General features: G+C 41.1%; 19 protein-coding genes. 8 read left to right on the top strand and 11 right to left on the bottom strand.

Annotation, left to right across the window (positions count from 1 at the left end; all coding sequences use genetic code 11):
- Positions 1-156: 156 nt before the first annotated feature.
- The 5 genes from I6E78_RS00405 to I6E78_RS00385 form a co-directional block, all read right to left on the bottom strand.
- Entirely contained in the window at positions 157-837 is a 681-nt protein-coding gene (locus tag I6E78_RS00405) for a hypothetical protein (protein ID WP_011329139.1), read from the bottom strand.
- A 167-nt stretch (positions 838-1,004) separates the two neighbouring features.
- Positions 1,005-1,355 carry a DUF2750 domain-containing protein gene (locus I6E78_RS00400; RefSeq protein ID WP_011329138.1) on the bottom strand — a complete coding sequence of 117 codons (351 nt, stop codon included), beginning with the start codon at positions 1,353-1,355 and terminating at the stop codon, positions 1,005-1,007.
- A gap of 17 nt (positions 1,356-1,372) precedes the next feature.
- Positions 1,373-1,951 (bottom strand): glutathione S-transferase family protein, encoded by a 579-nt coding sequence (locus I6E78_RS00395; protein ID WP_011329137.1) that lies wholly within the window; start codon positions 1,949-1,951, stop codon positions 1,373-1,375.
- 60 nt (positions 1,952-2,011) lie between these two features.
- Positions 2,012-2,293: a peptidylprolyl isomerase gene (locus I6E78_RS00390; RefSeq protein WP_011329136.1), complete on the bottom strand. Its 282-nt coding sequence runs from the start codon at positions 2,291-2,293 to the stop codon at positions 2,012-2,014.
- Positions 2,294-2,379: 86 nt separating this feature from the next.
- A complete protein-coding gene (locus I6E78_RS00385) occupies positions 2,380-2,955 on the bottom strand; it encodes a glutathione peroxidase (protein WP_197181789.1) in 576 nt (191 codons plus the stop codon).
- Positions 2,956-3,046: 91 nt separating this feature from the next.
- Between I6E78_RS00385 and I6E78_RS00380 the strand changes: the two genes are divergently transcribed.
- The gene (locus I6E78_RS00380; RefSeq protein WP_011329134.1) at positions 3,047-3,532 is read left to right on the top strand and encodes a GNAT family N-acetyltransferase; all 486 of its coding nucleotides are present in this window, start codon (positions 3,047-3,049) and stop codon (positions 3,530-3,532) included.
- Between the two features lie 42 nt (positions 3,533-3,574).
- Here the strand turns inward: I6E78_RS00380 and queG are convergent, their stop codons facing one another.
- The 4 genes from queG to I6E78_RS00360 all read right to left on the bottom strand — a co-directional run bounded on the left by queG (position 3,575) and on the right by I6E78_RS00360 (position 7,624).
- Entirely contained in the window at positions 3,575-4,714 is a 1,140-nt protein-coding gene (queG, locus tag I6E78_RS00375; RefSeq protein ID WP_231617922.1) for a tRNA epoxyqueuosine(34) reductase QueG, read from the bottom strand.
- A gap of 109 nt (positions 4,715-4,823) precedes the next feature.
- Positions 4,824-6,044: a methyl-accepting chemotaxis protein gene (locus I6E78_RS00370; protein WP_197181787.1), complete on the bottom strand. Its 1,221-nt coding sequence runs from the start codon at positions 6,042-6,044 to the stop codon at positions 4,824-4,826.
- A gap of 24 nt (positions 6,045-6,068) precedes the next feature.
- Positions 6,069-6,761 carry a glycerophosphodiester phosphodiesterase gene (locus I6E78_RS00365; protein ID WP_197181786.1) on the bottom strand — a complete coding sequence of 231 codons (693 nt, stop codon included), beginning with the start codon at positions 6,759-6,761 and terminating at the stop codon, positions 6,069-6,071.
- A complete protein-coding gene (locus tag I6E78_RS00360) occupies positions 6,758-7,624 on the bottom strand; it encodes a DMT family transporter (protein WP_011329130.1) in 867 nt (288 codons plus the stop codon). The genes I6E78_RS00365 and I6E78_RS00360 overlap by 4 nt, the downstream gene beginning before the upstream one ends.
- Before the next feature lie 311 nt (positions 7,625-7,935).
- On the opposite strand from I6E78_RS00360, the gene I6E78_RS00355 reads away from it, so the two are divergent.
- The 3 genes from I6E78_RS00355 (at position 7,936) to rlmB (ending at position 12,147) form a co-directional block, all read left to right on the top strand.
- Positions 7,936-8,676 (top strand): enoyl-CoA hydratase/isomerase family protein, encoded by a 741-nt coding sequence (locus I6E78_RS00355; protein ID WP_197181785.1) that lies wholly within the window; start codon positions 7,936-7,938, stop codon positions 8,674-8,676.
- Positions 8,677-8,914: 238 nt separating this feature from the next.
- Complete coding sequence (rnr, locus tag I6E78_RS00350) at positions 8,915-11,407, top strand: ribonuclease R (RefSeq protein WP_197181784.1); 2,493 nt, start codon at positions 8,915-8,917, stop codon at positions 11,405-11,407.
- On the top strand, positions 11,404-12,147 hold the full coding sequence (rlmB, locus tag I6E78_RS00345; RefSeq protein WP_011329127.1) for a 23S rRNA (guanosine(2251)-2'-O)-methyltransferase RlmB: 744 nt from the start codon (positions 11,404-11,406) through the stop codon (positions 12,145-12,147). The genes rnr and rlmB overlap by 4 nt, the downstream gene beginning before the upstream one ends.
- A gap of 187 nt (positions 12,148-12,334) precedes the next feature.
- Here rlmB and I6E78_RS00340 read toward each other — a convergent pair whose 3' ends face one another.
- Together I6E78_RS00340 and I6E78_RS00335 are read right to left on the bottom strand one after the other, a co-directional pair.
- Positions 12,335-14,491: a TonB-dependent receptor family protein gene (locus I6E78_RS00340; RefSeq protein ID WP_197181783.1), complete on the bottom strand. Its 2,157-nt coding sequence runs from the start codon at positions 14,489-14,491 to the stop codon at positions 12,335-12,337.
- Between the two features lie 173 nt (positions 14,492-14,664).
- Positions 14,665-15,510, bottom strand: a complete 846-nt coding sequence (locus I6E78_RS00335; RefSeq protein ID WP_011329125.1) for a LysR family transcriptional regulator — start codon at positions 15,508-15,510, stop codon at positions 14,665-14,667.
- A gap of 127 nt (positions 15,511-15,637) precedes the next feature.
- Here I6E78_RS00335 and I6E78_RS00330 point away from each other — a divergent pair, with 127 nt between their 5' ends.
- From I6E78_RS00330 to gcvP, 4 genes are all read left to right on the top strand, one after another.
- Positions 15,638-16,237 carry a hypothetical protein gene (locus I6E78_RS00330; RefSeq protein ID WP_197181782.1) on the top strand — a complete coding sequence of 200 codons (600 nt, stop codon included), beginning with the start codon at positions 15,638-15,640 and terminating at the stop codon, positions 16,235-16,237.
- A 157-nt stretch (positions 16,238-16,394) separates the two neighbouring features.
- Positions 16,395-17,477, top strand: a complete 1,083-nt coding sequence (gene gcvT, locus I6E78_RS00325; RefSeq protein ID WP_197181781.1) for a glycine cleavage system aminomethyltransferase GcvT — start codon at positions 16,395-16,397, stop codon at positions 17,475-17,477.
- Positions 17,478-17,536: 59 nt separating this feature from the next.
- Positions 17,537-17,926: a glycine cleavage system protein GcvH gene (gene gcvH, locus I6E78_RS00320; protein ID WP_011329122.1), complete on the top strand. Its 390-nt coding sequence runs from the start codon at positions 17,537-17,539 to the stop codon at positions 17,924-17,926.
- Positions 17,927-18,090: 164 nt separating this feature from the next.
- Positions 18,091-20,982: an aminomethyl-transferring glycine dehydrogenase gene (gene gcvP, locus I6E78_RS00315; RefSeq protein WP_197181780.1), complete on the top strand. Its 2,892-nt coding sequence runs from the start codon at positions 18,091-18,093 to the stop codon at positions 20,980-20,982.
- Positions 20,983-21,339: the final 357 nt, after the last annotated feature.

Below are 21,339 nucleotides of genomic sequence, written 5' to 3'. Positions count from 1 at the left end.
TATCCCTAGTTTATTATTGTTATAAATGACTAAAGCAGACAGCGTTACCACGCTACTTCAATAGAAACGGTATTATATGCGGATATCCTAGCAGCTTTCTTTTATGGAGTAATCGAATAACCCCGGATTTGGACGAGTAAAGAGTAACAAAGTTTGTCAGTGACTATCGCGATTGATAAAGCGCTGCCAATGCAGTTGTGAGTTAATAACGCGAATTTGCCCAATTATGCTATTTAACACTGCTACATTGCTATAATTTGGGTGTGGGTATTCGTTAAAGCCCATTAAATAATTAAACGCGTCTTTAGAGTTGGCTTGCAGTGCATAAATACGTACTTGCTGCTCAAAGTTAAGCCGCAGGCTACTTATAGCGGTTTTCATTCCGAGTTGGTCAATGTTTGGAATTGCACATTTTTGTAAGTAACCAGCGCGCTCGCCTTCGCCGCTAAACCAAATGCGAACTTTTTCGCTGTAGCGACCGGTTTTAGCTGGCAAGTCGAACATTAATCGCTGTTGGTTTTGGCTTTTTATAAATGCTAAATAGTCGTTAAAGCCAGCATTAATTAGCGCTTGATGTACAGGAATAAGTCGCGGTTTTATTTTTCCGTGGGTATGAAAACTAAAACATAAAATATTTTGCTCAACAGTTAAGTCATCAAGTGTTAAACAGCCTATTTCGTCACTATAAGCGCCCGTATAGTAAGCAATTAATGGCAACCAAAAATGCCAATGTTTTGCTTGTTCACGCACCACGCGCATATCGCCATAAATATAGCCAGTGTAAAGTGTGTGCAGCTCCATAGCTGAAAAAGGACGGCGACCAAGATGGGTTTTCAACGGTGTACCTTGAAAATAATGACAAAATACATTTTATACCCAAAACATAGCAAGATGCGAGTATGTTTTGGGTATAAATACTTATACCTAATTAATTAAAACAAAAAAGCCAACTAGCACGAATGCAGTTGGCTTTTTTTATGCTTTATTAATTAAGCTATAGTGAATTATTCACTTAATGCGCGTGCTAAACCTACTGGTTCAATTTCTACGCATACTTGGTCGTCATTCCAGTTAAGGCCAACTAAAGCATTGTCTTCGTTTAGGTCTTCAACCCATTCATCTAAAAATTCATCAAGGCCAATTTCTACTGGGCTGTACTCTTTCCACTCGTCTTTACACTGAGCTTTAGCAGCCGCTTCGCTTTCCCAAAGTAGTAATACGTCAGTCTCGTCAAATTGATTTGAATCACACACTACAAAGCCATTATCTTCTGCACCTAGTGCCCAAATTACTTCGCTCATACGTACTTTTTCAACAAAGTTGACTAGTTCTGATTCAATCTCGATATCGCTCATGTGTTTACCTTTTTAAATTAATGACTAGGACTGGTATTTATTGCTGCTTGGCGTTGGCCATATTGCTCATAAAAAGCAACAAGCGCTGAATGCTGACTAATGTCGGTTAGTTCACGAAAGCAAATCCAATCAAGCAGGCAGTATAAACTGATGTTGAGGTATTCACAGCCTTTAAATTCATCATCAGTTAAATGATCATTTAAAAAGTGTAATGTTTCAACAATACGTTCGTTTTGCAAATTAAAAAATAACGCATCACTTTGCGTATCAAAACCAGAGCGCTGGCATAAAAGCATTTCCACTAAAGAGTCATTACAGGCATTAATAGTGGTAAGTAAGTGCTCTTGCGGCCAAGTTAATTTTGGCTGTGCTGTTTTTTCAAGTAAATAACGCAGTATTGAGTTTGAATCACTAAGGGTTAAATTGCCATCTACGAGAATAGGGATTTTGCGTGCTGGGTTTTTGCTCACCATAGTTGGGCGATCTTGCGCTGAAAAAATATCCAGATTAATAAACTCTAAATCACAGTTATTTTCCAGCGCCCATATTCTAATACGGCGTACATAAGGCGAGGTAACAGAACCAAATAGTTGCATAATTACTCCATAAAAAAGCCGCATAAGCGGCTTTTTTCAAAATTTACAGTACAGAATAAGTTACTCTGAACGGCTGGTTACTTCAAGTAAATGGTAACCAAACTGTGTTTGTACTGGGCCTTGTACTTGATTAATTGGCGCAGAGAACACCACTTTATCAAACTCTGGCACCATCATACCTGGGCCAAACTCACCAAGAGCACCGCCATCTTGACCTGAAGGACAGTTAGAGTGTGCTTTTGCTAACACAGCAAAGTCTTCACCTTGTTCAATTTTTTCTTTTAAATCTAAACACTGTGCTTCACTATCTACTAATATATGTCTTGCGCTTGCCACTGTCATAAAATCTCCTAATAATTAATCTGGTTGTTTTTTAATCATACTAACGTGTATTTTAGTTAGTTTAAACTAATTGTAACGGTTTTAACCTAGTTAATAGCTAATGTCGCTTCAATTGCTGCAGTTAGTTTTTCTGATTCGGGGGCTACTTTACTGTTAAAGCGCGTAATTGTTTTACGATCAGCAGACACTAAATACTTATAAAAATTCCAATTAGGTGAGCTGGTTTGGCTATTTAAGTGTTTAAAAATAGGGTTTGCATCGCTGCCGCGCACTGCGCTGGTGGCAAACATAGTGAAAGTAACCCCGTAATTAACAAAGCAGACTTTGGCGGTGTCTTGTTCGTTGTTTTCTTCTTGAAAAAAATCATCAGAAGGAAATCCCAATACCACTAAGCCTTGATCTTTATATTTATTATAAACCGCTTCAAGCCCTGCAAATTGCGGCGTAAAGCCACAGTTACTCGCTGTATTAACAATTAGCAGCGGTTGGTTTTCAAATTGGCATAAGTTAACAAACTCTTTTGAGCGTAGTTTACGCAAAGTAACGTTAGTAAAGTCTTGGCAGTTATTTTGTTTTTTAATGGGGTGCTCAGCCGTGCTTTGCGCTTGAGCTAATGCGGGTACAAGTAACGCCATTAATGCTAATAATATTATTTTTATCATTTTTAATGCCTAAAGTTAAAAGGTTACATATTGTTTATAGCCTCAATGATACGCTAATATAAACGCAACTGATCAACCTTATCTAGACCTTATGACAATCCGTTTAGCACGCCCAGAAGATTTAAAAACTATAGTCGCAATTTATAACGAAACCATTGCCAGCAGAATGGTTACCGCCGATACCGAAGAGGTAAGCGTTACCGACAAGCAAGCTTGGTTTGATAGTCACACTTCTCAGCGGCCAATTTATGTATATTCTGAAAATGACCAAGTGTTAGCATGGCTTAGTTATAAACCGTTTTATGGGCGCGTAGCTTACGAAGGCACGGTAGAAATAAGTATTTATATTACCGCTAAAGCACAAGGCAAAGGTTTAGGTAAAACACTGATGGAGTTTGCCCAAACGCAAGCTAAGCAACTTAATATTAAAGTGCTGCTAGGGTTCATTTTTAGTCATAATTTACCCAGTATTAAACTATTTAAACACTTTAATTTTAGTGTGTGGGGCGAGTTACCACAGGTGGCCATTATGGATAATAACCCTTACAGCTTAACTATTTTTGGTAAGCACTTATAACCGTAGCGATTAATTAAAAGTGCTTACTCCACACCTAAACATTTAAGCGTCGCGGGGTAGGCCTTTTTCAACAATTCTGATAAGCCTTGCGGTTTTACGCAGTATAGTACCTTGCTTATTGCGTTGCTGTTGCAGCGCCCAATTTATATGCTCTAAAACCAGTTCACTGCAAGCTAAGCTTTTATCTTCTAGGGCATGAATAATGCTAGGGCTAAATTCAGCATTACCTAAGCCTACAGCCAAATTACGCAACCAACGCTCGTGGCCAATACGACGAATAGGGCTGCCTTCGGTGTTTTTTAAAAAAGTGGCTTCATCCCAAGCAAACAGCTCAAGCAGGTCTTTATCTTTTAATTGGATGCGCGGATGAAAATCATTTTCGTCGGTAAGTTGGCCATAACGATTCCACGGGCAAACTAATTGGCAGTCGTCACAACCATAAACGCGGTTACCTAATAATGTTCGGTATTGCTCTGGAATAGGGCCTTGTAGCTCAATGGTTAAGTACGATATACACTTACGTGCATCTACCACGTAGGGCTCAACAATAGCGCCAGTTGGGCATAGTGTTATGCAGGCTACGCATTTACCACAGCCTTCAAAGGTGTTTTCTGCATCTATGGGCAGCGGTAAATCAACAAATAACTCACCTAAAAAAAACCAAGAACCGGCTTCTTTATTAATAAGTAATGAGTGTTTACCGCGCCAGCCCAAGCCTGCTTTTTCAGCAAGTTGGCGCTCAAGTACCGGGGCTGAGTCGACAAAAGGCCTAAAACCGTATTCGCCAATTTCGAGCTCTATTTTTTGGCCTAATTTTTTTAAGCGATTACGCATTAATTTATGGTAGTCGCGGCCAAGAGCATAGCGACTTATATACGCTTTTTCTGAGTTTTTAAGGGTTTTGGCAAAACCTGCATCGGGGGGCAGGTAATTCATTTTTACCGAAATAACACGCTGCGTTCCGGGCACTAACTCAGCAGGGCGAGCGCGTTTCATACCATGAGCGGCCATGTAATCCATATTGCCATGGTAGCCGGCGTCGAGCCAACGTTGCAGCTGCGTTTCATGCTTGCTTAAGTCTATATCAGTAATACCTACTTCGCTAAAGCCAAGCTCTTGTCCCCACGCTTTAATTTGTTGGGCAAGGTTTTTATAATCAGGAACTGTGTCGCTCACATGCATCACACGGTTAAATAAATAGCTGGGTAATTTAACATATTTAGCTTATGGGTAAAACGCTTGTTATACCCATAAGCTTGTTAGCAAATACCTATTTTTAATAAAATAGGTATTACTGCACAAAGCGTTTTAGTTGTTGTTGTGTTTGTTGGCTGAGGGTTTGTGATTGTTGGCAATCATTAAGTGCTGTATCTATGGTTTGTTTGGCTTGCTCGCCAAGCGCTACAATATGCTCTACCGATTGGTGGGTTTGATTTTGTGTTTGCTCAAGTAAGTGCACAGCCTCGGCAATTTGTTGTAACTGTTGCTGGTTATGCTCAAATTCAGTAAGCATATTAGTAAAACCATTAGAAGTACTATTAATTGATTTTTGCGCATTGTGTGAGTGAGTAATTAATTGCTCTGACTCTTTATTTGTTTCGTTTACTAGCTCGTTCATTTGGTTTATAAAATCACTAATTTGCCGCGTTGCACCACTTACCTTAATTGAAAGAGTACGTACTTCATCGGCAACTACCGCAAAACCACGTCCCGCATCACCGGCTCTTGCTGCTTCAATGGCGGCATTTAGGGCTAGTAGATTGGTTTGATCAGAAAACTCTTCCACCATTTTTAAAATGCTACGAATGTTTTCACTGTTTTCTTTTAAGCCTGAAATAGTTGCCGAAAAGCCGGTTAGCATATCGGTTATTAATTTTACTTGTTGCACTAAGGCCGACAACTCTGTTGCCGAAAGCTTAACAAAATTTAAATGCTCATTATTTACTTTATGCACGCTGTCGGTATTACTTACTATATTTTGTAAGCTCTGCGCTATTTGGTTGCTGGCATTTATAATGGTATGGCTTAAATGTATTTGTTGTCCGCTTAATTGCTCAGTATGTTGCATAGACTGAGTTACTTGCGCGATACTTTGCACGCCTGCTTGGGCGCTATTGTAGGTTGTGTTTAGTAGCTGATTTAAATGAGTAGTAAAAAGATTGTATTGCTCGCTTAGTTCACGAAACTCATCATAAGTAAAATGGGGTAACTTTGCCGATAAGTCTGCATCTTGCTGGTTTATATTTATTAGCGTGTCGCGCATTGCCTTTACTGGGCGCACCATTAAAAATCGCATATAAAATAGGGTGAAAATAAAGCCAGCCACAATCACTAAAGCTAATGCCCAAAATAACCCAGTACTTTGTTGGTTTAGGGTTAAGCTTTCATACAGCCAAAATAAAGTAATAGCCTGAAATAAAAATACAAAACTTAAATTACCCACAATTTTGCGCGTTAAGGTAAAAAAAAGTGTTTTTTCTAAAAAATTATAAATTCGCATATAGCTACTCATTATGTACAGACCATTTGGTTATTATTAATCACCTAAGTAAGCTTTAGTTTGTGCCGGATAATTTGTAAAAATACCATCCACACCTAAATCTAGCATCAGCTTTATATCTTGTTGTTTGTCTACAGTGTACGCATAAATTATTAAACCACGTTGTTTTGCATCATCTACAAAGGCTTTATTTATAAAGTTTTTATCTACATGAACACTGTACGCGCCCAAGTCTTCAGCAAACTTTGCATAATTAATTGGTATAGATGACGTTAGTGCACCCATTTTTAGCCAAGGTAAGCGTTTTTTTAACCAGGCTAGTTGATGATGATCGAACGACGACACTAAAATGTTATCTGCTGAAATGCGTTTTTCTGTAATGTTTTTTTCAACTTGAGCTGCAAACTGTTCAAGATTAAAAGTATGTTTTAGCTCTAAATTTAAGAGTGTTTGATTATTATTCCAATCAAAAAGTTGCTGTAAAGTTGGTACTTTTTCGCCATTACCAGCATTGAGTTGCATAATGTGAGCAGCAGTAAAGTTACACACTTTACCTACGCCGTTAGTGGTTCTATCAAGCCAAGTGTCGTGAATGATCATGTAATCATCAAGTGCGCTTTGTACATCTACTTCAATGCCGTCAACGCCTATTTGTAAGGCCGCCATAATGGCGCTTTGGGTGTTCTCTGGAAAGTGCCCACTGGCACCGCGATGGGCAAATACTTTCATTGGCGTGATTTCCGTGCAATAGACCAAGTTTCAAAACAAGCAGCGCTAACAATTAATGCACCACCAATAAAAGTGGCGATAGAGGGGCGCTCATGCAAAATAATAATAGCTAATAATGTGCCGTAAAGTGGCTGAAGACAAGCAATTAGCCCCGCGGTTGCCGCCGATAAATGCTTTAAACTGGCAGCAAATAATGAGTGTGGAGCTGCGGTAAATATAACTCCCGCAACTAAAATAAGCACCAAATCGTGATTAGTGGTCGCATAAATAGGCACTTCAATAAACGCGCAAAGCATTAGGCTGGCAACCAAGGTTTGATAAAACATGGTTTGCGGGCCACCGTATTGATTAAAATAGCGCTTATGAATGATATTACGAATGGCAAAAAAGAACGCCGAAATAACCCCAGTGATCACCCCAAGTGTTACATCATTCCCTAAATTTGCATTAGGTATTAATAAATAAATGCCGATTAACACTACCGCCGCACTAATAATATCTTTTGCTTTGGGCTTACTTTTATGAAAAAACGGTTCTAAAAACACGGTTATTACCGGGTAGCTAAAAAAAGCCAACATACCAATGGTGATCCCAGCAAGTTGCATTCCCGCAAAATAAGTTACCCAATGTATGCCTACTGCCACACCGAGTAACAGGGCAATTAAGTAATCTTTACCTTGGTTTAGCTTAATCGGTTTTTTTTGCATGCCGAGCAAAATAAAAATAGCGATGCCGGCTATGGCTGCACGATACACGGTAATGTCGAGTGCATTTAAACCAATTAACTTTGCAAATAGCGCAGTGCCGCCAAAGAGTAATACGGCAATGTGTAGGTAAATTAAACTTTGCTGTTGCGACTGCATGTTATTTCCTTATGTTGGCTCATCTAAATATTGCAGACAATGGTTAAGATGAATTTTTGATTTTTCGTGACAAATGTAAGCAAAGTTAGCTGTATTTAAGGTAATGTAACTAAAATCGAATTTACTTTTAATATTCGTTTAGCTTACACTCGTTAGTAGGTTACTGCGTTTAAAATTGATAAATACAGGAATTAAACGTTTATTTGTAAAGTTGTGCGTAAAAACACTAAACCAAGCTTGAGTGTATTAATAACAAAAACGCGCTGCTGAAACAGCATTAATAATTAAAATAATGAAAAATGAGGGAATAAATGACACGTTTTATAGCAATAAAAACCGAAGAAAGCACGGCCGTTTTAACCATGAATACCCCCGAAAACCGCCATAATCCAGAGTTTTTGGCTGAGTTTAATCAGCATCTTGATCAAATAGAAGCCGATAAAAATATTAAGTCGGTGGTGCTTACATCTAACAGTGAAAAAAATTGGTCATTGGGAATCGATCTAGAGTGGATGGCTAATACGAGTAATACCCCAGAAACAATTGCCGGCTTTATGAGCGATGTAACCGCGTTATTAAAACGCATTGTTACGTTTCCTATGCCGATTATTGCCGCGTTAAACGGCCATACTTTTGGTAATGGTGCAGTATTGGCCTGCGCTTGTGATTTTAGGCTAATGAAATCTGATAAGGGATTTTTTTGTTTTCCTGAAGTCGATGTGATGGTGCCATTTTTACCCTCAATGTTTCCTATTATTAATAAAGCTATTCCACAAGCCTTTTTTAACCGTTTAGCTATGTCGGGTATGCGAGTAGGGGCACAAGAGTTATTAGATAACAAAGTAGTAGAAGCTATTTTTGCCGATGAAGCTCAATTACAAGCAGGTGCGCTGGGCTTTGCACAACAGTTTAATAAAAACCGTTGGATTTACGCTCAAAATAAAACCCAAATGAATAAACAAATAGTGTTAACCATGGAAACAGAAGATCCGATCTTTATCGATAATATCAGTAAATTGTTATGGAAAAATTTACAGCAAAAACAATTCTAACTTAGCGTCAAACAGGCCTTAATGAGTTTGTTTGAGCTACTAATTTTAGTTACTAATTTTAACTTATAGCAGAATAAACCCGCCACAAAATTAAGGGCGGGTTAAGCCCGGTTAGGCTAAGTTTTTAAATACAAAAAGTAAGGTAAAAGTGCTTTATTAAAAGTTTAATAGCTTTTACCTGTCTCATTTTAGCTATATGGGTTAAAATACCTACATAACCAAACTAACAAGATAGTGAATGTCAAACCAAGATCCAAATCTCAGTCGAGAACAAGAAAAGTACGAAAACCCAGTCCCTAGCCGTGAGTTTATACTTACTCACCTTCAAGAGCGTTCAAAACCTGCTAACTATGCACAGTTATGTGAAGAACTAGCGGTAAACGATGAAGAACGGCAAATCGCATTTAAACGCCGCCTTCGTGCTATGGAACGTGACGGTCAGCTGTATTTTAATAAGCATAAATGTTACGCCCTAATTGACGAAGCCGGTTTAACTAAAGGCAAAGTAGTAGGCCACAGAGACGGTTTTGGCTTTTTAGAAGTTGAAGGCGAGAATAAAGATTGGTTTATTGCTAAGCACCAAATGAACATGGTGTTACATGGCGACATTGTACTTGCTAAAGGCACTAAACGTGGCTCTGGCTCAAAATGCGATGCACGTATTATAAAAGTACTTACCAACGAGCGCGCGCCTATTGTTGGCCGCTATTTTGTTGAGCATGGTATTGCCGTTGTGGTTGCCGAAGATCCGCGTATTACCCAAGACATAATGATTTTACCGGGAAGCGAAAACGGCGCGCGCCATAACCAAATGGTGCAAGTTAAAATAACGCAAAACCCCACCCGAAATATGAACGCGGTAGGTAAAGTAATTGACGTACTTGGCGAGCATTTAGCCCCAGGTATGGAAATAGAAGTTGCCCTGCGTAACCACGATATTCCGCACGTTTGGCCTGAAGAAGTTGAAGCGCAAGTAGCCCACTTTGGCGAATTTGTTGACGAGGCTGATAAGCAAAATCGCGTAGATTTACGCGACCTACCTTTAGTAACCATAGATGGCGAAGACGCACGCGACTTTGATGATGCCGTTTATTGTGAGCCTAAAAAGTCAGGTGGTTGGCGTTTATGGGTTGCCATTGCCGATGTATCGCATTACGTAGGTATGAACACCCCGCTAAACAAAGAAGCCATAGAGCGCGGTAACTCAGTGTATTTTCCTGAGCAAGTAATTCCTATGCTGCCTAAAGTATTGTCTAACGGCTTATGTTCGCTTAACCCTGAAGTTGACCGCTTATGTATGGTTGCCGAAATGACAGTGTCAGATTCGGGCAAGCTTTCGGGTTATAAGTTTTACGAGGCGATAATGAATTCGCATGCACGTTTAACTTACACCAAAGTAAATGCCATTTTACAAAACGATGAGAAACTACGTAAAGAATATGCGCATGTAGTGCCACATTTAACCGATTTACAGCAAATGTATTTAGCGCTTAAATCGGCTCGCCAAGAGCGTGGTGCAATTGAGTTTGAAACTCTCGAAACTCGTTTTGTATTTAACGCACAGCGTAAAATAGAATCGATAGTGCCGGTTATTCGTAACGATGCGCACAAACTTATTGAAGAATGTATGATTTTAGCCAACGTATCGGCGGCTAAATTACTTGAAAAACACGAAGCCAGCGCGCTATTTCGTGTCCATGACGAGCCAGATAGCGAAAAACTAGGTAACTTTACTAAGTTTTTAGGCGAACTTGGTATTGAGAGCATGTTAAGCGACGAGCCAACACCTAAAGAAATTACTCAAGTGCTAGCTCGTTTAGGCGATCGCCCAGAAGCAGAGCTTATTCAAACCATGCTGCTGCGCTCAATGAAGCAAGCTGTGTATCAACCAGATAACATAGGCCACTTTGGTTTAGCTTTATCTGCTTATGCGCACTTTACTTCACCAATTCGTCGTTACCCCGACTTAGTAGTGCATCGTGCTATAAAAGCGGTACTAAAAGCACAAGGCCAACATACTTCAGGCGAATACGCATACACAGATGACGAAGTAGATAAGTTAGGTGAGCAGTGTTCTACCACAGAGCGCCGCGCCGACGATGCTACTCGCGAAGTAGCCGATTGGTTAAAATGTGAGTTTATGCAAGATCACGTTGGCACCGAGTTTGATGGTGTTATTTCATCGGTAACCAATTTTGGTTTATTCATTCGTTTAGATGATTTGCAAATTGATGGCCTTATTCATGTTGCCAACTTAGGCAATGAATTTTTTGCCCATGATGCCGCAAAACATTGTTTAATAGGCGAGCAAACGCACAAAGTATATCGCCTTGGCGATAAAGTAACGGTAAGTGTTGCATCGGTTAGCTTAGAAGACAGACGCATAAACTTAACCCTTAAAGGCGATAAAGCGCAAGACCGATACACGCGCCGCCGTGGGCCAAAAGGCACTGATAAATCTGAGCATGCACCTGCGAGTGTACGTTCACAGTTAAAAGCAGGCAAAGTACCGGGTAAAAAATCGCATGGCGATGAAAAACCTAAAGGTAAAAAAAGGCCAGCAAGCAAAGATAAAGGTAAACCTGTAAATAAGTCGGCAACTAAACCAGCTGACAAAAAAGCAGTAGATGCCACAGCAAATAAAAAACCGAAAAAAAAGGCCGTTAAAAAGCCTAAAAGAGTAGGCAAAAATGCCCGCAAACGTAATACCCCAGGAGCAGAAAATACGTGAGTAATGAATTAATTTTTGGTTTTCATTCTGTTGAAGCGATTTTAGCAAGCGAACCAGAGCGTTTTGTAGAAATTTACGCGCTTAAAGGGCGTGACGATAAACGCTCAACCCCGATTATTGATGAAGCACTTAAATTTGGTATTTCAGTACAGTACATGCAACGCAAAGCCCTTGATAGCAAATCAAAAGGCGAGCAGCATCAAGGTATTATTGCCAACGTAAAAGCAGCACCAACGTTTAACGAAAAAGATCTTGATGCGATAATTGCACGTGAAGATACTCCATTTTTGTTAGTGCTTGATGGCATTACTGATCCGCATAACTTAGGTGCATGTTTACGTAGTGCCGACGCCGCTGGCGTACATGCTGTAATAGTACCTAAAGATCGCTCAGCTAAGCTTAACGGCACAGCGCGTAAAGTTGCCTGTGGCGCAGCCGAAACAGTACCGCTTATTCAGGTTACTAACCTTGCACGTACATTGCGTGAAATTAAAGACGCTGGCGTTTGGGTTGTAGGCACTGCAGGTGAAACCGATAACCACGTATTTGATGCCAGCTTAACAGGGCCAATGGCTATTGTTATGGGTGCCGAAGGTGAAGGCATGCGCCGTTTAACCCGCGAGCATTGCGACTTGTTAGTTAAAATACCTATGGCGGGAACGGTTTCAAGCTTAAACGTATCGGTAGCCACAGGTATTTGTTTATTTGAAGTATTACGCCAACGTAGCGTTAATAACTAAGTTATTAACTGGCTCGTTTAAGCAATAAAAAAACCGAGGTTGAAAATTCAACCTCGGTTTTTTTGTGTTCGTAATTTAATGCGGTTGTTATAAACGGTTCAATAACAAGGCAATAATTTAGATGTGTAGTGTTTCCTGCATAAAAAATTATTACCGCTGTTAGTGAGCCGTTTAACCAGCTTGAAGCTTAAAAGCTGTAAGTGTAGCCCAACTGTAGGGTACGAGGCTTACCTGGTTGAATACCGCCATTAGCACGATTAGCAATGTAGGTTTTATCAAACAAGTTATCAACGCTTAAGTATACTTTTTGATTGTCGTCGATGCGGTATTTAGCGGCTAAATCCCATACCACACGGCTATTAATAGCATTTAAGCCAGAGTCGGTTAAATCTGCATGTGAGTCAGATACATAGCGCAGTTGGCTGTGTACAACAAATGCTGATAATTCAGCACCCATAGAGAGTGCTACTTGGTTTTTTGGCACGTAAGGCATAGCGTCGCCTTTTTCTACTGTGCCCCAAATTTCTGAATCAAAAGTGTTTTTAAATTCAGAATCTGTGTAGGTGTAAGTTAGCTTAACCGGGAACATAACAGTATCGGTGTTAAAAGTATGGCCTGCACTAAATTCAACGCCAGAAACAGCTACTTCACCATAGTTATATTGATCGCCAATGTTCTCATCGCTACACCCTACAGCGGCAGTACAATTACCGTGCATGTTGTCGTAATCAGAATAAAACGCAATAATTTCACCATTAATACCGCTTACGTTATAGCGTGAACCAAATTCAATATTTACACTTTTTTCTTCTTCTTGGTCGGCATTACCCGGCGCGGCTGGTGCATAACCTTGTTGAATACCAGCAAGTAGAGTGATGTTGTCGTTTACTGTGTAAGTTGCACCGAGTGACGGCACTAAAATATCAGTGTCGTTCGACAGATTTTTAGTTAAACCATTGCTGCGTGTAGGATCCGACTTTGCCCACTCTTCACGGGTAATCGTAATGTCTTCGAAGCGCAGGCCTGCACTGATCACTAATGCATCTAGCGTCCATTCGTCTTGAATAAATAAAGTACGTGCAGTGGCACTATCTACGCGGTTACTGTCAGAACCCGGAACTCCGCGCTCTGTCAGTGTCATGCTTAAGTCTTGATTAAGCGTGTACTCGTCTTGCCACTGAAAGCGATCCATTTCGTCTTCATGGTAACGCATACCCACAGTTATATAGTGATTGCCAGCAGGAATATGCAGCTCAGACTGAATACCTTTAGCTTGGTAGTCGCGGTTATTTGCTTTTATAGCAATGCCTTCAATACCTTGTGCGGTAGGGTTGGCTTCAAATTCGCTGTACTGCTCAAGGTAGCTTTCGCTTACTTTACTGGCTTTATACCAGTTACGATGAAAGTCGTTTAAATATGCCGTAGCAAGTAGTTCGTAACCTGCACCAAAGCGATATGCATAGTTAAGTTGATAAGCATTGTGACGGGTATTCATTTCATCATTTTGCGATGCCGCATAACGACGGTATGGCGTTGCTTGGTAATCGGCATCGGTTAAGCCCATGTAAGTTTCGTCTGATGTTTCGTCTGAATACTTAATTTTTAGCTCAAGGTTATGCGCGTCATTTTTACCAAATGTATGGCCTAACTTTAATAGTAAGTCAGTTTTTTCAAAGCCGGTGTTGTCATCGCCAACTGGCAGGTCTTTAAAACCATCTGCGCCGTAGGTAAATACTTCAATTAAACCCGCGGTATTGTTTTTTTCTTTGGCAAAATAAGCATGGCCTTTATAGTAGCCATCGCTACCTAAGGCAGCATCAAGCATACCTGTTGAGCTATTAGGCTCGGTTGGTAAGCTGCGCGATAATAAGTTTAAAACGCCGCCTGTAGTACGTGGACCATATTTAACCGATGCAGCACCTTTTAATACTTCAATAGACTCCATGCGGCCCATAGTAGGGAAGTAATAAGCCGAAGGAGCCGAGTAAGGTGCAGGTGCTACAAGTACACCATCTTCCATTACTGAAATTTTGTCGTTACGACCAGTGCCAGTTCCGCGCATACCTATATTAGGGCGCAGGCCGTAGCCGTCTTCTTCTTGTACGTAAACACCAGGTACAGAGGCTAAAACACGAGAAATGTCGGTAAATTCAAATTTTTGCAGCTCAGCATCCGAAATAAACGTTGCAGAGCCCGGAATATCGTTAATAGCTTGTTGTGAGCCTATAACTGTAATTTGTTCAAAGTTACGCTCTACCTTACCCATATCTTTTGCCATTGCAGTTGCACTAATAGACAAGGCAACCGCAGTTGCAAGGGTAGATACTAAAAACTTATGTGCCATTGAGACTATCCTAAATTGGGTCAATTAACTAAATTGGCGCAATTTAAACACGTTAACGAATGAGAATCAATGTTATTCAGTGTTTGCGTGTGTAAGTTTTTATAACTAAAAATCTTCATATATATAACTTTTAATATATGAAGATTTGTTGGCTAGTATGTGTATAAAGCAGGTTAGCCTAAGCGAAGTTTTATAAATTCGGCCAGTTTAAAAACGGCATTTTCTGGCTCACTGGCCGTTTTTACTAAGCTAATACCAATATCACCCAAGGATGGTAAAAATTTGGTTTTAAGTTGATAGTTTAGCTCGTTTGGTACAGTACTTTTAGCCAGCACTGTAATGCCTAAGCCTTCTTTTAGCGCAGCAATAAGCCCGGTTAAATCGGCGTTGCTATACACAATACGATACTTTATTCCCGACCTTTCTAGCGCCTCTATAGCTCGGCGTCTGTAAATACACCCCTCGGGAGCGGTAACCAAAGTAACAGTGTCGTTTTGTGCCAGCGACAAGTCGCCCACCCATACCAGCTGATCTTGCTTAAAAATAGGAAATTGCTCCGAGTCGAGCTGCTCGTTGAGTGCCAGTACTAAATCAAACTGATCTTGGCGTTCTTGCGATAATAAATGCTTACTTAAACGCGATTTAACTTCCAGCGATACTTCAGGGTATAAAGCTACAAAGTCGCCAATAATAGAGGGTAAAATACGCGCTGCAAATTCGCTTGGAATACCCAAACGTACTCGGCCGGTAATACTTTCTGAGGTAAATAGCTGCAAAATGGCATCGTTGTGTTGCATCATTTGTTTAGCCATTGGCAATAATAGCTCGCCATATTGATTAAGCACTTGGCGTTGGCCTTGTTTTTTAAATAATTTATAACCGAGCAAATCTTCTAAGCGCTTTATTTGCAGGCTAACCGCAGGTTGCGATAAGCCAAGTAAATCGCCGGCTTTAGCAAAGCCGCTAGCCTCTACTACCATTACAAAAGTGCGTAAACTATCTGTTGAAATGTTTTTCATATTTAAAATCACAATTAATATCGCCATATATATAAGCATTATTTATCAATTGATTAATAATTACAATTTGTTGTTGTACAGCGGGAGCAATATACTTTTGATATTATAAGTTTGATAGGTGTTTGTTATGACTTTTAGCCCCATTATGTTTGCCCGCCATAGCAAAGCTAACAGCGCGGTTATTAATTCTTTGCAGGCCAGCAACAACCACGTTGTAATAGACTTTAGCGGCACAGAAGCCTCGGTATTTTTAAGTAATATACTAGGCCACGATTTAACTAAGTTAACTGCCAGTGGTTTGGGTTTAATTGGCACCCTTGATGGCGATTTTAATTCTGGTTATAGCTATGCCGTTTACTGCTTTAGCGAAACCGCTTTTAGATTTATATTACCGCACTGCGCAAGTCTGCAATTACAAGCACTTATAAACGAGCAACAACTGCGTTATGACATTGATTATGTTATGCGTACTGACCTAGCAAGCTTTATTTTAAGCGGCAGTAATGCCTTTGACTCAATTGTAGAAGCCTTTAAATTAACGCCGGGTTTACGTCTTTCAGATGCACAATTATGTTACGGTACGCAAAGCGGTGACGTATTTATCACAGCCATAAATAAAAACGACCAGCAACAATTTGTACTGGTGGCTAAAACTCCTGAGCTGCAAAAGTGGCAAGAGTATATGCAAGCTCAAGGCTTTGCCCTTATTCAAGGCGCTGCAGCGTAAAATATTCACCCTAACTTGGGTGCTCACAGCTTAGTATTAATATTTGGCTGTGTTTAATTACAATTTGGCAGGCGTTAAACGCAGGCCATATTATTCCCCCTCATTAAATTGAGGCCACGCCCAAATAACTGGGTTAATTTAAAAGTGAAGGAATATCATGACTTCTAAAACAGTACTTTATGCTAAGCACCTTGAAGCGGGCGCTAAAATGGTTGATTTTCATGGCTGGGAAATGCCAATTAACTACGGCTCGCAAATAGAAGAGCACAATGCAGTACGCAACGATGCCGGTATGTTTGACGTATCGCACATGACCATTGTTGATATACAAGGCGAGCAAGCACAAGCATTTTTACAAAAACTAGTAGCAAACGATGTTGCTAAACTTACCGTACCTGGTAAAGCGTTATATACCCCAATGCTAAATGAGCAAGGCGGCGTAATTGACGACTTAATAATTTATTTTTTCAGTGAGACCTCTTATCGCCTAGTTGTTAACTCAGCAACTCGCGAAAAAGACTTAGCTCACCTTGCTAAAATATCAGCCGATTTTGCCGTTACCGTTACAGAGCGTAACGAATTTGGCATGATTGCAGTGCAAGGCCCTAACGCTAAAGCTAAAACTGCCACATTATTAACAGCTGAGCAAAATGCAGCAATAGAGGGTATGAAACCGTTTTTTGGCGTGCAAACAGGTGATTTATTTATTGCCACAACGGGTTATACTGGCGAAGACGGTTACGAAATTGTAGTGCCAAAAGAGCAAGCTGCCGATTTATGGCAACAACTGTTAGACGCAGGAGTTGCACCAGCAGGTTTAGGCGCACGCGACACGCTACGTTTAGAAGCGGGCATGAACCTTTATGGCCTAGATATGGACGAAAGCGTATCGCCACTAGCGGCTAACATGGCTTGGACTATTGCATGGGAACCACAAAGTCGTGACTTTATTGGCCGTGATGTACTAGTACAACAACGCGCCGACCAAAGCACTGATAAACAAGTAGGCCTAGTGCTAGAAGAAAAAGGTATCTTGCGCAGTGGCTCTAAAGTAATTGTTGATGGTGGCGAAGGTGTTATTACTTCTGGCACTTTTTCACCAACACTGGGTTACAGTGTAGCGCTTGCACGTGTACCACGTTCAACGGGCGACACCGCTCAGGTAGAAATGCGTAAAAAATTAGTTACCGTAAAAGTAGTAAAGCCTGGCTTTGTACGTAACGGTAAATCAATACTTTAAAGTATAAATAAATTTAATTTTGGTGCTATCACCCAATATAAACCAAAGGACAAAACAAAATGAGCAATATCCCTAGCGAGTTAAAGTATGCCTCTTCACACGAGTGGGTTCGCAACGAAGGTGACGGTACGTTTACTGTTGGTATTACTGAACATGCGCAAGAGTTACTTGGCGACATGGTATTCGTAGAACTTCCAGAAGTAGGCGACGAAGTAGATGCAGGCGAAGAGTGTGCAGTAGCAGAATCGGTAAAAGCAGCATCAGACATTTACGCACCAATTGGTGGCGAAATTGTTGCAATTAACGAAGAGCTAGAAGACGCACCAGAAACAGTTAACACCGACGCGTTTGGTGACGGCTGGTTATTTCGCATTAAAGCATCAGATGAGTCTGAGCTTGAAAACCTACTAAATGCAGAAGACTACGCAAACACTATTGACGAAGATTAATCTTTAGTGAGTAAAAAGCCCCATTATTTAAAACATTGGGGCTTTTATGATTTTGCTGCTTACCTTTCCATACACTGTAAGTTATTAAATCATATTAATTTTAAGTTATTGCTGGTTACCCATTAGTAATAATCACATTTTTTGGATCATAGGAATCTGGACACATGTCAAACGCCAAATCTCTTGAGCAGTTAGAGCAAACGCAAGATTTTATTCGCCGCCATATTGGGCCAAGCCCAGCGCAAGTAAGCGATATGCTTAGCGCGCTTGAAGTATCGAGTGTTGAAGAGCTGATCGGTCAAACTGTACCTGCAGGTATTCGCCTTGAGCAGCCTTTAACCGTGGGCGAAAGCCGCACCGAAGTTGAAACACTAAGCTACTTAAAGTCAGTAGCAAGCAAAAATAAAGTTTTCAAATCGTATATTGGCCAAGGCTACCACCCAACACATGTACCACACGTAATTTTACGTAACGTACTAGAAAACCCAGGTTGGTATACTGCGTACACTCCATATCAGCCAGAGATAGCGCAAGGGCGTTTAGAGTCGTTACTTAACTTTCAAACTATGACCCTAGATTTAACCGGCCTAGATTTAGCAAGTGCATCGTTACTTGACGAATCAACCGCTGCTGCAGAGGCTATGGGCCTTGCAAAACGTGTATCTAAAGCGAAAAAAGCCAATGCATTTTTTATTGCCGACGACGTACACACACAAACAATTGACGTAGTAAGCACCCGCGCCGAGCAGTTTGGTTTTGAAATAATTGTTGGCAAAGCAGCCGACGCTGTTAACCATGAGATTTTTGGCGCGTTATTTCAATATCCATCAACAACTGGTGAAGTGGTAGACATTACCGACCTAATTGCTGGCGTACAAAGCAAAAAGGCAATTGGCTGTGTTGCTGCCGACATTATGAGTTTATTGCTATTAAAAGCACCGGGTAAATTAGGCGCAGACGTAGTATTAGGTTCGGCGCAGCGTTTTGGTGTACCTATGGGTTACGGTGGCCCACATGCTGCATTTTTTGCAACACGTGACGCGTACAAACGTTCATTACCAGGTCGTATTATTGGCGTATCTAAAGACCGTTTAGGTAACGATGCACTGCGTATGGCAATGCAAACGCGTGAGCAACACATTCGCCGCGACAAAGCCAACTCAAACATTTGTACCGCGCAAGTATTACTGGCCAACATGGCAGCGTTTTACGCTGTGTACCATGGCCCACAAGGCTTAAAAACTATTGCTCAGCGTATTCATCGCTTTGCCGATATTTTAGCTGCAGGCTTACAAGCTAAAGGCGTGAGCCTTAAACACAACACCTGGTTTGATACCCTAACGGTAGTAAGCGATAGCAAAGCCGACGTTATTGCGCGTGCACTAGCAAGCGGTGTTAACTTTGCTACTAACCGCGATGGCGAATACTCAATTGCCGTATCAGAAACCACCACACGTGCAGACGTAGCGCAGTTATTTGATATTGTATTAGGCGAAGGCCATGGCCTAAGTGTTGATGCAATTGCAGCCGATATTGAAAACAATGGCAGCACGTCAATTCCAGCAAGCTTAGAGCGTGATGACGAAGTATTAACGCACCCTAACTTTAATTCGTACCACAGCGAAACTGAAATGCTGCGTTATATTAAGTGCCTAGAAAACAAAGATTTAGCGCTTAATCACTCAATGATCTCGTTAGGTTCATGTACCATGAAACTAAACGCGACTGCTGAGATGATCCCAATTACCTGGCCTGAATTTTCAAACTTGCACCCATTTTGCCCGCTAGATCAAGCACAAGGCTATCAAATTATGATGGGCGAACTGCATGATTGGTTGGTAAACATTACCGGTTACGATGCGGTTTCATTGCAACCTAACTCAGGTGCTCAAGGTGAATACGCAGGCTTAATTGCCATTCGTAAATACCACGAGTCACGCGGCGACGCTCACCGTAACGTATGTTTAATTCCAAGCTCGGCGCATGGTACTAACCCAGCGTCGGCACAAATGGCCAGCATGAAAATTGTGGTGGTTGATTGTGATAAAAACGGTAACGTAGACATGGCCGATCTTAAAGCGAAAGCAGAAGCGGTAGCCGAAAACTTATCGTGTATTATGATCACTTACCCATCTACACACGGCGTATACGAAGAAACAATTCGTGAAATTTGCGATATTATTCATCAGCACGGCGGCCAAGTTTACATGGACGGCGCAAACATGAACGCGCAAGTTGGCGTAACTAGCCCAGGCTTTATTGGCTCAGACGTATCGCACTTAAACTTGCATAAAACCTTTTGTATTCCACACGGTGGCGGTGGCCCAGGTGTTGGCCCAATTGGTGTTAAATCGCACCTTGCGCCATTTATGCCTAACCACAGCATTATTAACGTACCAGGTACTAACGAAGGTAATGGAGCGGTATCGGCAGCGCCATATGGTTCAGCGTCTATTTTACCTATTTCGTGGGCTTACATTACCATGATGGGCTCAGAGGGCTTAAAACAAGCCACTGAAATGGCAATTGTAAATGCTAACTACTTAACGCATGAGCTAAGCAAGCACTTTCCAATTTTATACCGTGGCCGTAACAACCGTGTTGCGCACGAATGTATTGTTGACTTGCGTCCGCTTAAAGAGTTGTCGGGTATTACTGAAATGGACGTGGCTAAACGCCTACAAGACTACGGTTTCCATTCACCTACTATGTCGTTCCCAGTAGCGGGCACGTTAATGATAGAGCCTACCGAGTCTGAGTCTAAGGTTGAGATCGACCGCTTCATCGAAGCAATGGTGTCAATTAAGAGCGAAATCGACAAAGTAATCTCTGGCGAATGGTCAATCGAAAACAACCCGTTAGTGTTTGCACCGCACACCCAAGGCGACGTGTTAGGTAACGAATGGGACCGTGCATACGACCGTTTTTACGCAGCATTCCCAGTGCCAAGCGTGGCTAAAAACAAGTTCTGGCCAACCGTAACACGTATTGACGACGTATACGGCGACCGTAACTTAGTGTGTGCTTGCCCAGCGGTAGAGACTTATCGCGACTAAGAGCAGAGACTAATTTTTGAACTTTAATGGGTAGTAAGCCCCATTATAGTTTGGGAATTTATCAAAATTATAAAAGCCGTTGCAGCAATGCAACGGCTTTTTTGTGCGTGGTGATTCGCCATAAATTATATGGGCGTAGGTTGGGAAGAGTGAAACCAAACCCTACGAGGTTGATTTAAATTGTAGGTCGTCCTTTAGGGCGAAATAGTGAATTTAACTTGCAGAGCTTGCTGAAACTCTGTGTTATTGCTTGCTCATTTGTTGCTTCAAACTTGCTAACTTTACATATATTGTTGGGATAAATCCGCGACCTACATTAAGAAACCTTATTCAAGGTTTTGTCGCGCTGGCGACAGC

This window comes from Pseudoalteromonas sp. NZS127, from assembly GCF_015864805.1.
GTDB lineage: Bacteria > Pseudomonadota > Gammaproteobacteria > Enterobacterales > Alteromonadaceae > Pseudoalteromonas > Pseudoalteromonas nigrifaciens.
This window is presented reverse-complemented; position numbering and strand designations above follow the sequence as displayed.

Excerpts from the sequence above, each read along its gene's own strand:
- I6E78_RS00365 (WP_197181786.1), bottom strand. The coding sequence starts at position 6,761 with ATGAAAGTATTTGCCCATCGCGGTGCCAGTGGGCACTTTCCAGAGAAC.
- I6E78_RS00395 (WP_011329137.1), bottom strand. The coding sequence starts at position 1,951 with ATGCAACTATTTGGTTCTGTTACCTCGCCTTATGTACGCCGTATTAGA.
- rnr (WP_197181784.1), top strand. The coding sequence starts at position 8,915 with ATGTCAAACCAAGATCCAAATCTCAGTCGAGAACAAGAAAAGTACGAA.
- I6E78_RS00340 (WP_197181783.1), bottom strand. The coding sequence starts at position 14,491 with ATGGCACATAAGTTTTTAGTATCTACCCTTGCAACTGCGGTTGCCTTG.
- I6E78_RS00380 (WP_011329134.1), top strand. The coding sequence starts at position 3,047 with ATGACAATCCGTTTAGCACGCCCAGAAGATTTAAAAACTATAGTCGCA.
- I6E78_RS00330 (WP_197181782.1), top strand. The coding sequence starts at position 15,638 with ATGACTTTTAGCCCCATTATGTTTGCCCGCCATAGCAAAGCTAACAGC.
- I6E78_RS00360 (WP_011329130.1), bottom strand. The coding sequence starts at position 7,624 with ATGCAGTCGCAACAGCAAAGTTTAATTTACCTACACATTGCCGTATTA.
- gcvH (WP_011329122.1), top strand. The coding sequence starts at position 17,537 with ATGAGCAATATCCCTAGCGAGTTAAAGTATGCCTCTTCACACGAGTGG.
- gcvP (WP_197181780.1), top strand. The coding sequence starts at position 18,091 with ATGTCAAACGCCAAATCTCTTGAGCAGTTAGAGCAAACGCAAGATTTT.
- queG (WP_231617922.1), bottom strand. The coding sequence starts at position 4,714 with ATGCATGTGAGCGACACAGTTCCTGATTATAAAAACCTTGCCCAACAA.
- gcvT (WP_197181781.1), top strand. The coding sequence starts at position 16,395 with ATGACTTCTAAAACAGTACTTTATGCTAAGCACCTTGAAGCGGGCGCT.
- I6E78_RS00390 (WP_011329136.1), bottom strand. The coding sequence starts at position 2,293 with ATGACAGTGGCAAGCGCAAGACATATATTAGTAGATAGTGAAGCACAG.
- I6E78_RS00370 (WP_197181787.1), bottom strand. The coding sequence starts at position 6,044 with ATGAGTAGCTATATGCGAATTTATAATTTTTTAGAAAAAACACTTTTT.
- I6E78_RS00400 (WP_011329138.1), bottom strand. The coding sequence starts at position 1,355 with ATGAGCGATATCGAGATTGAATCAGAACTAGTCAACTTTGTTGAAAAA.
- I6E78_RS00385 (WP_197181789.1), bottom strand. The coding sequence starts at position 2,955 with ATGATAAAAATAATATTATTAGCATTAATGGCGTTACTTGTACCCGCA.
- I6E78_RS00335 (WP_011329125.1), bottom strand. The coding sequence starts at position 15,510 with ATGAAAAACATTTCAACAGATAGTTTACGCACTTTTGTAATGGTAGTA.
- I6E78_RS00355 (WP_197181785.1), top strand. The coding sequence starts at position 7,936 with ATGACACGTTTTATAGCAATAAAAACCGAAGAAAGCACGGCCGTTTTA.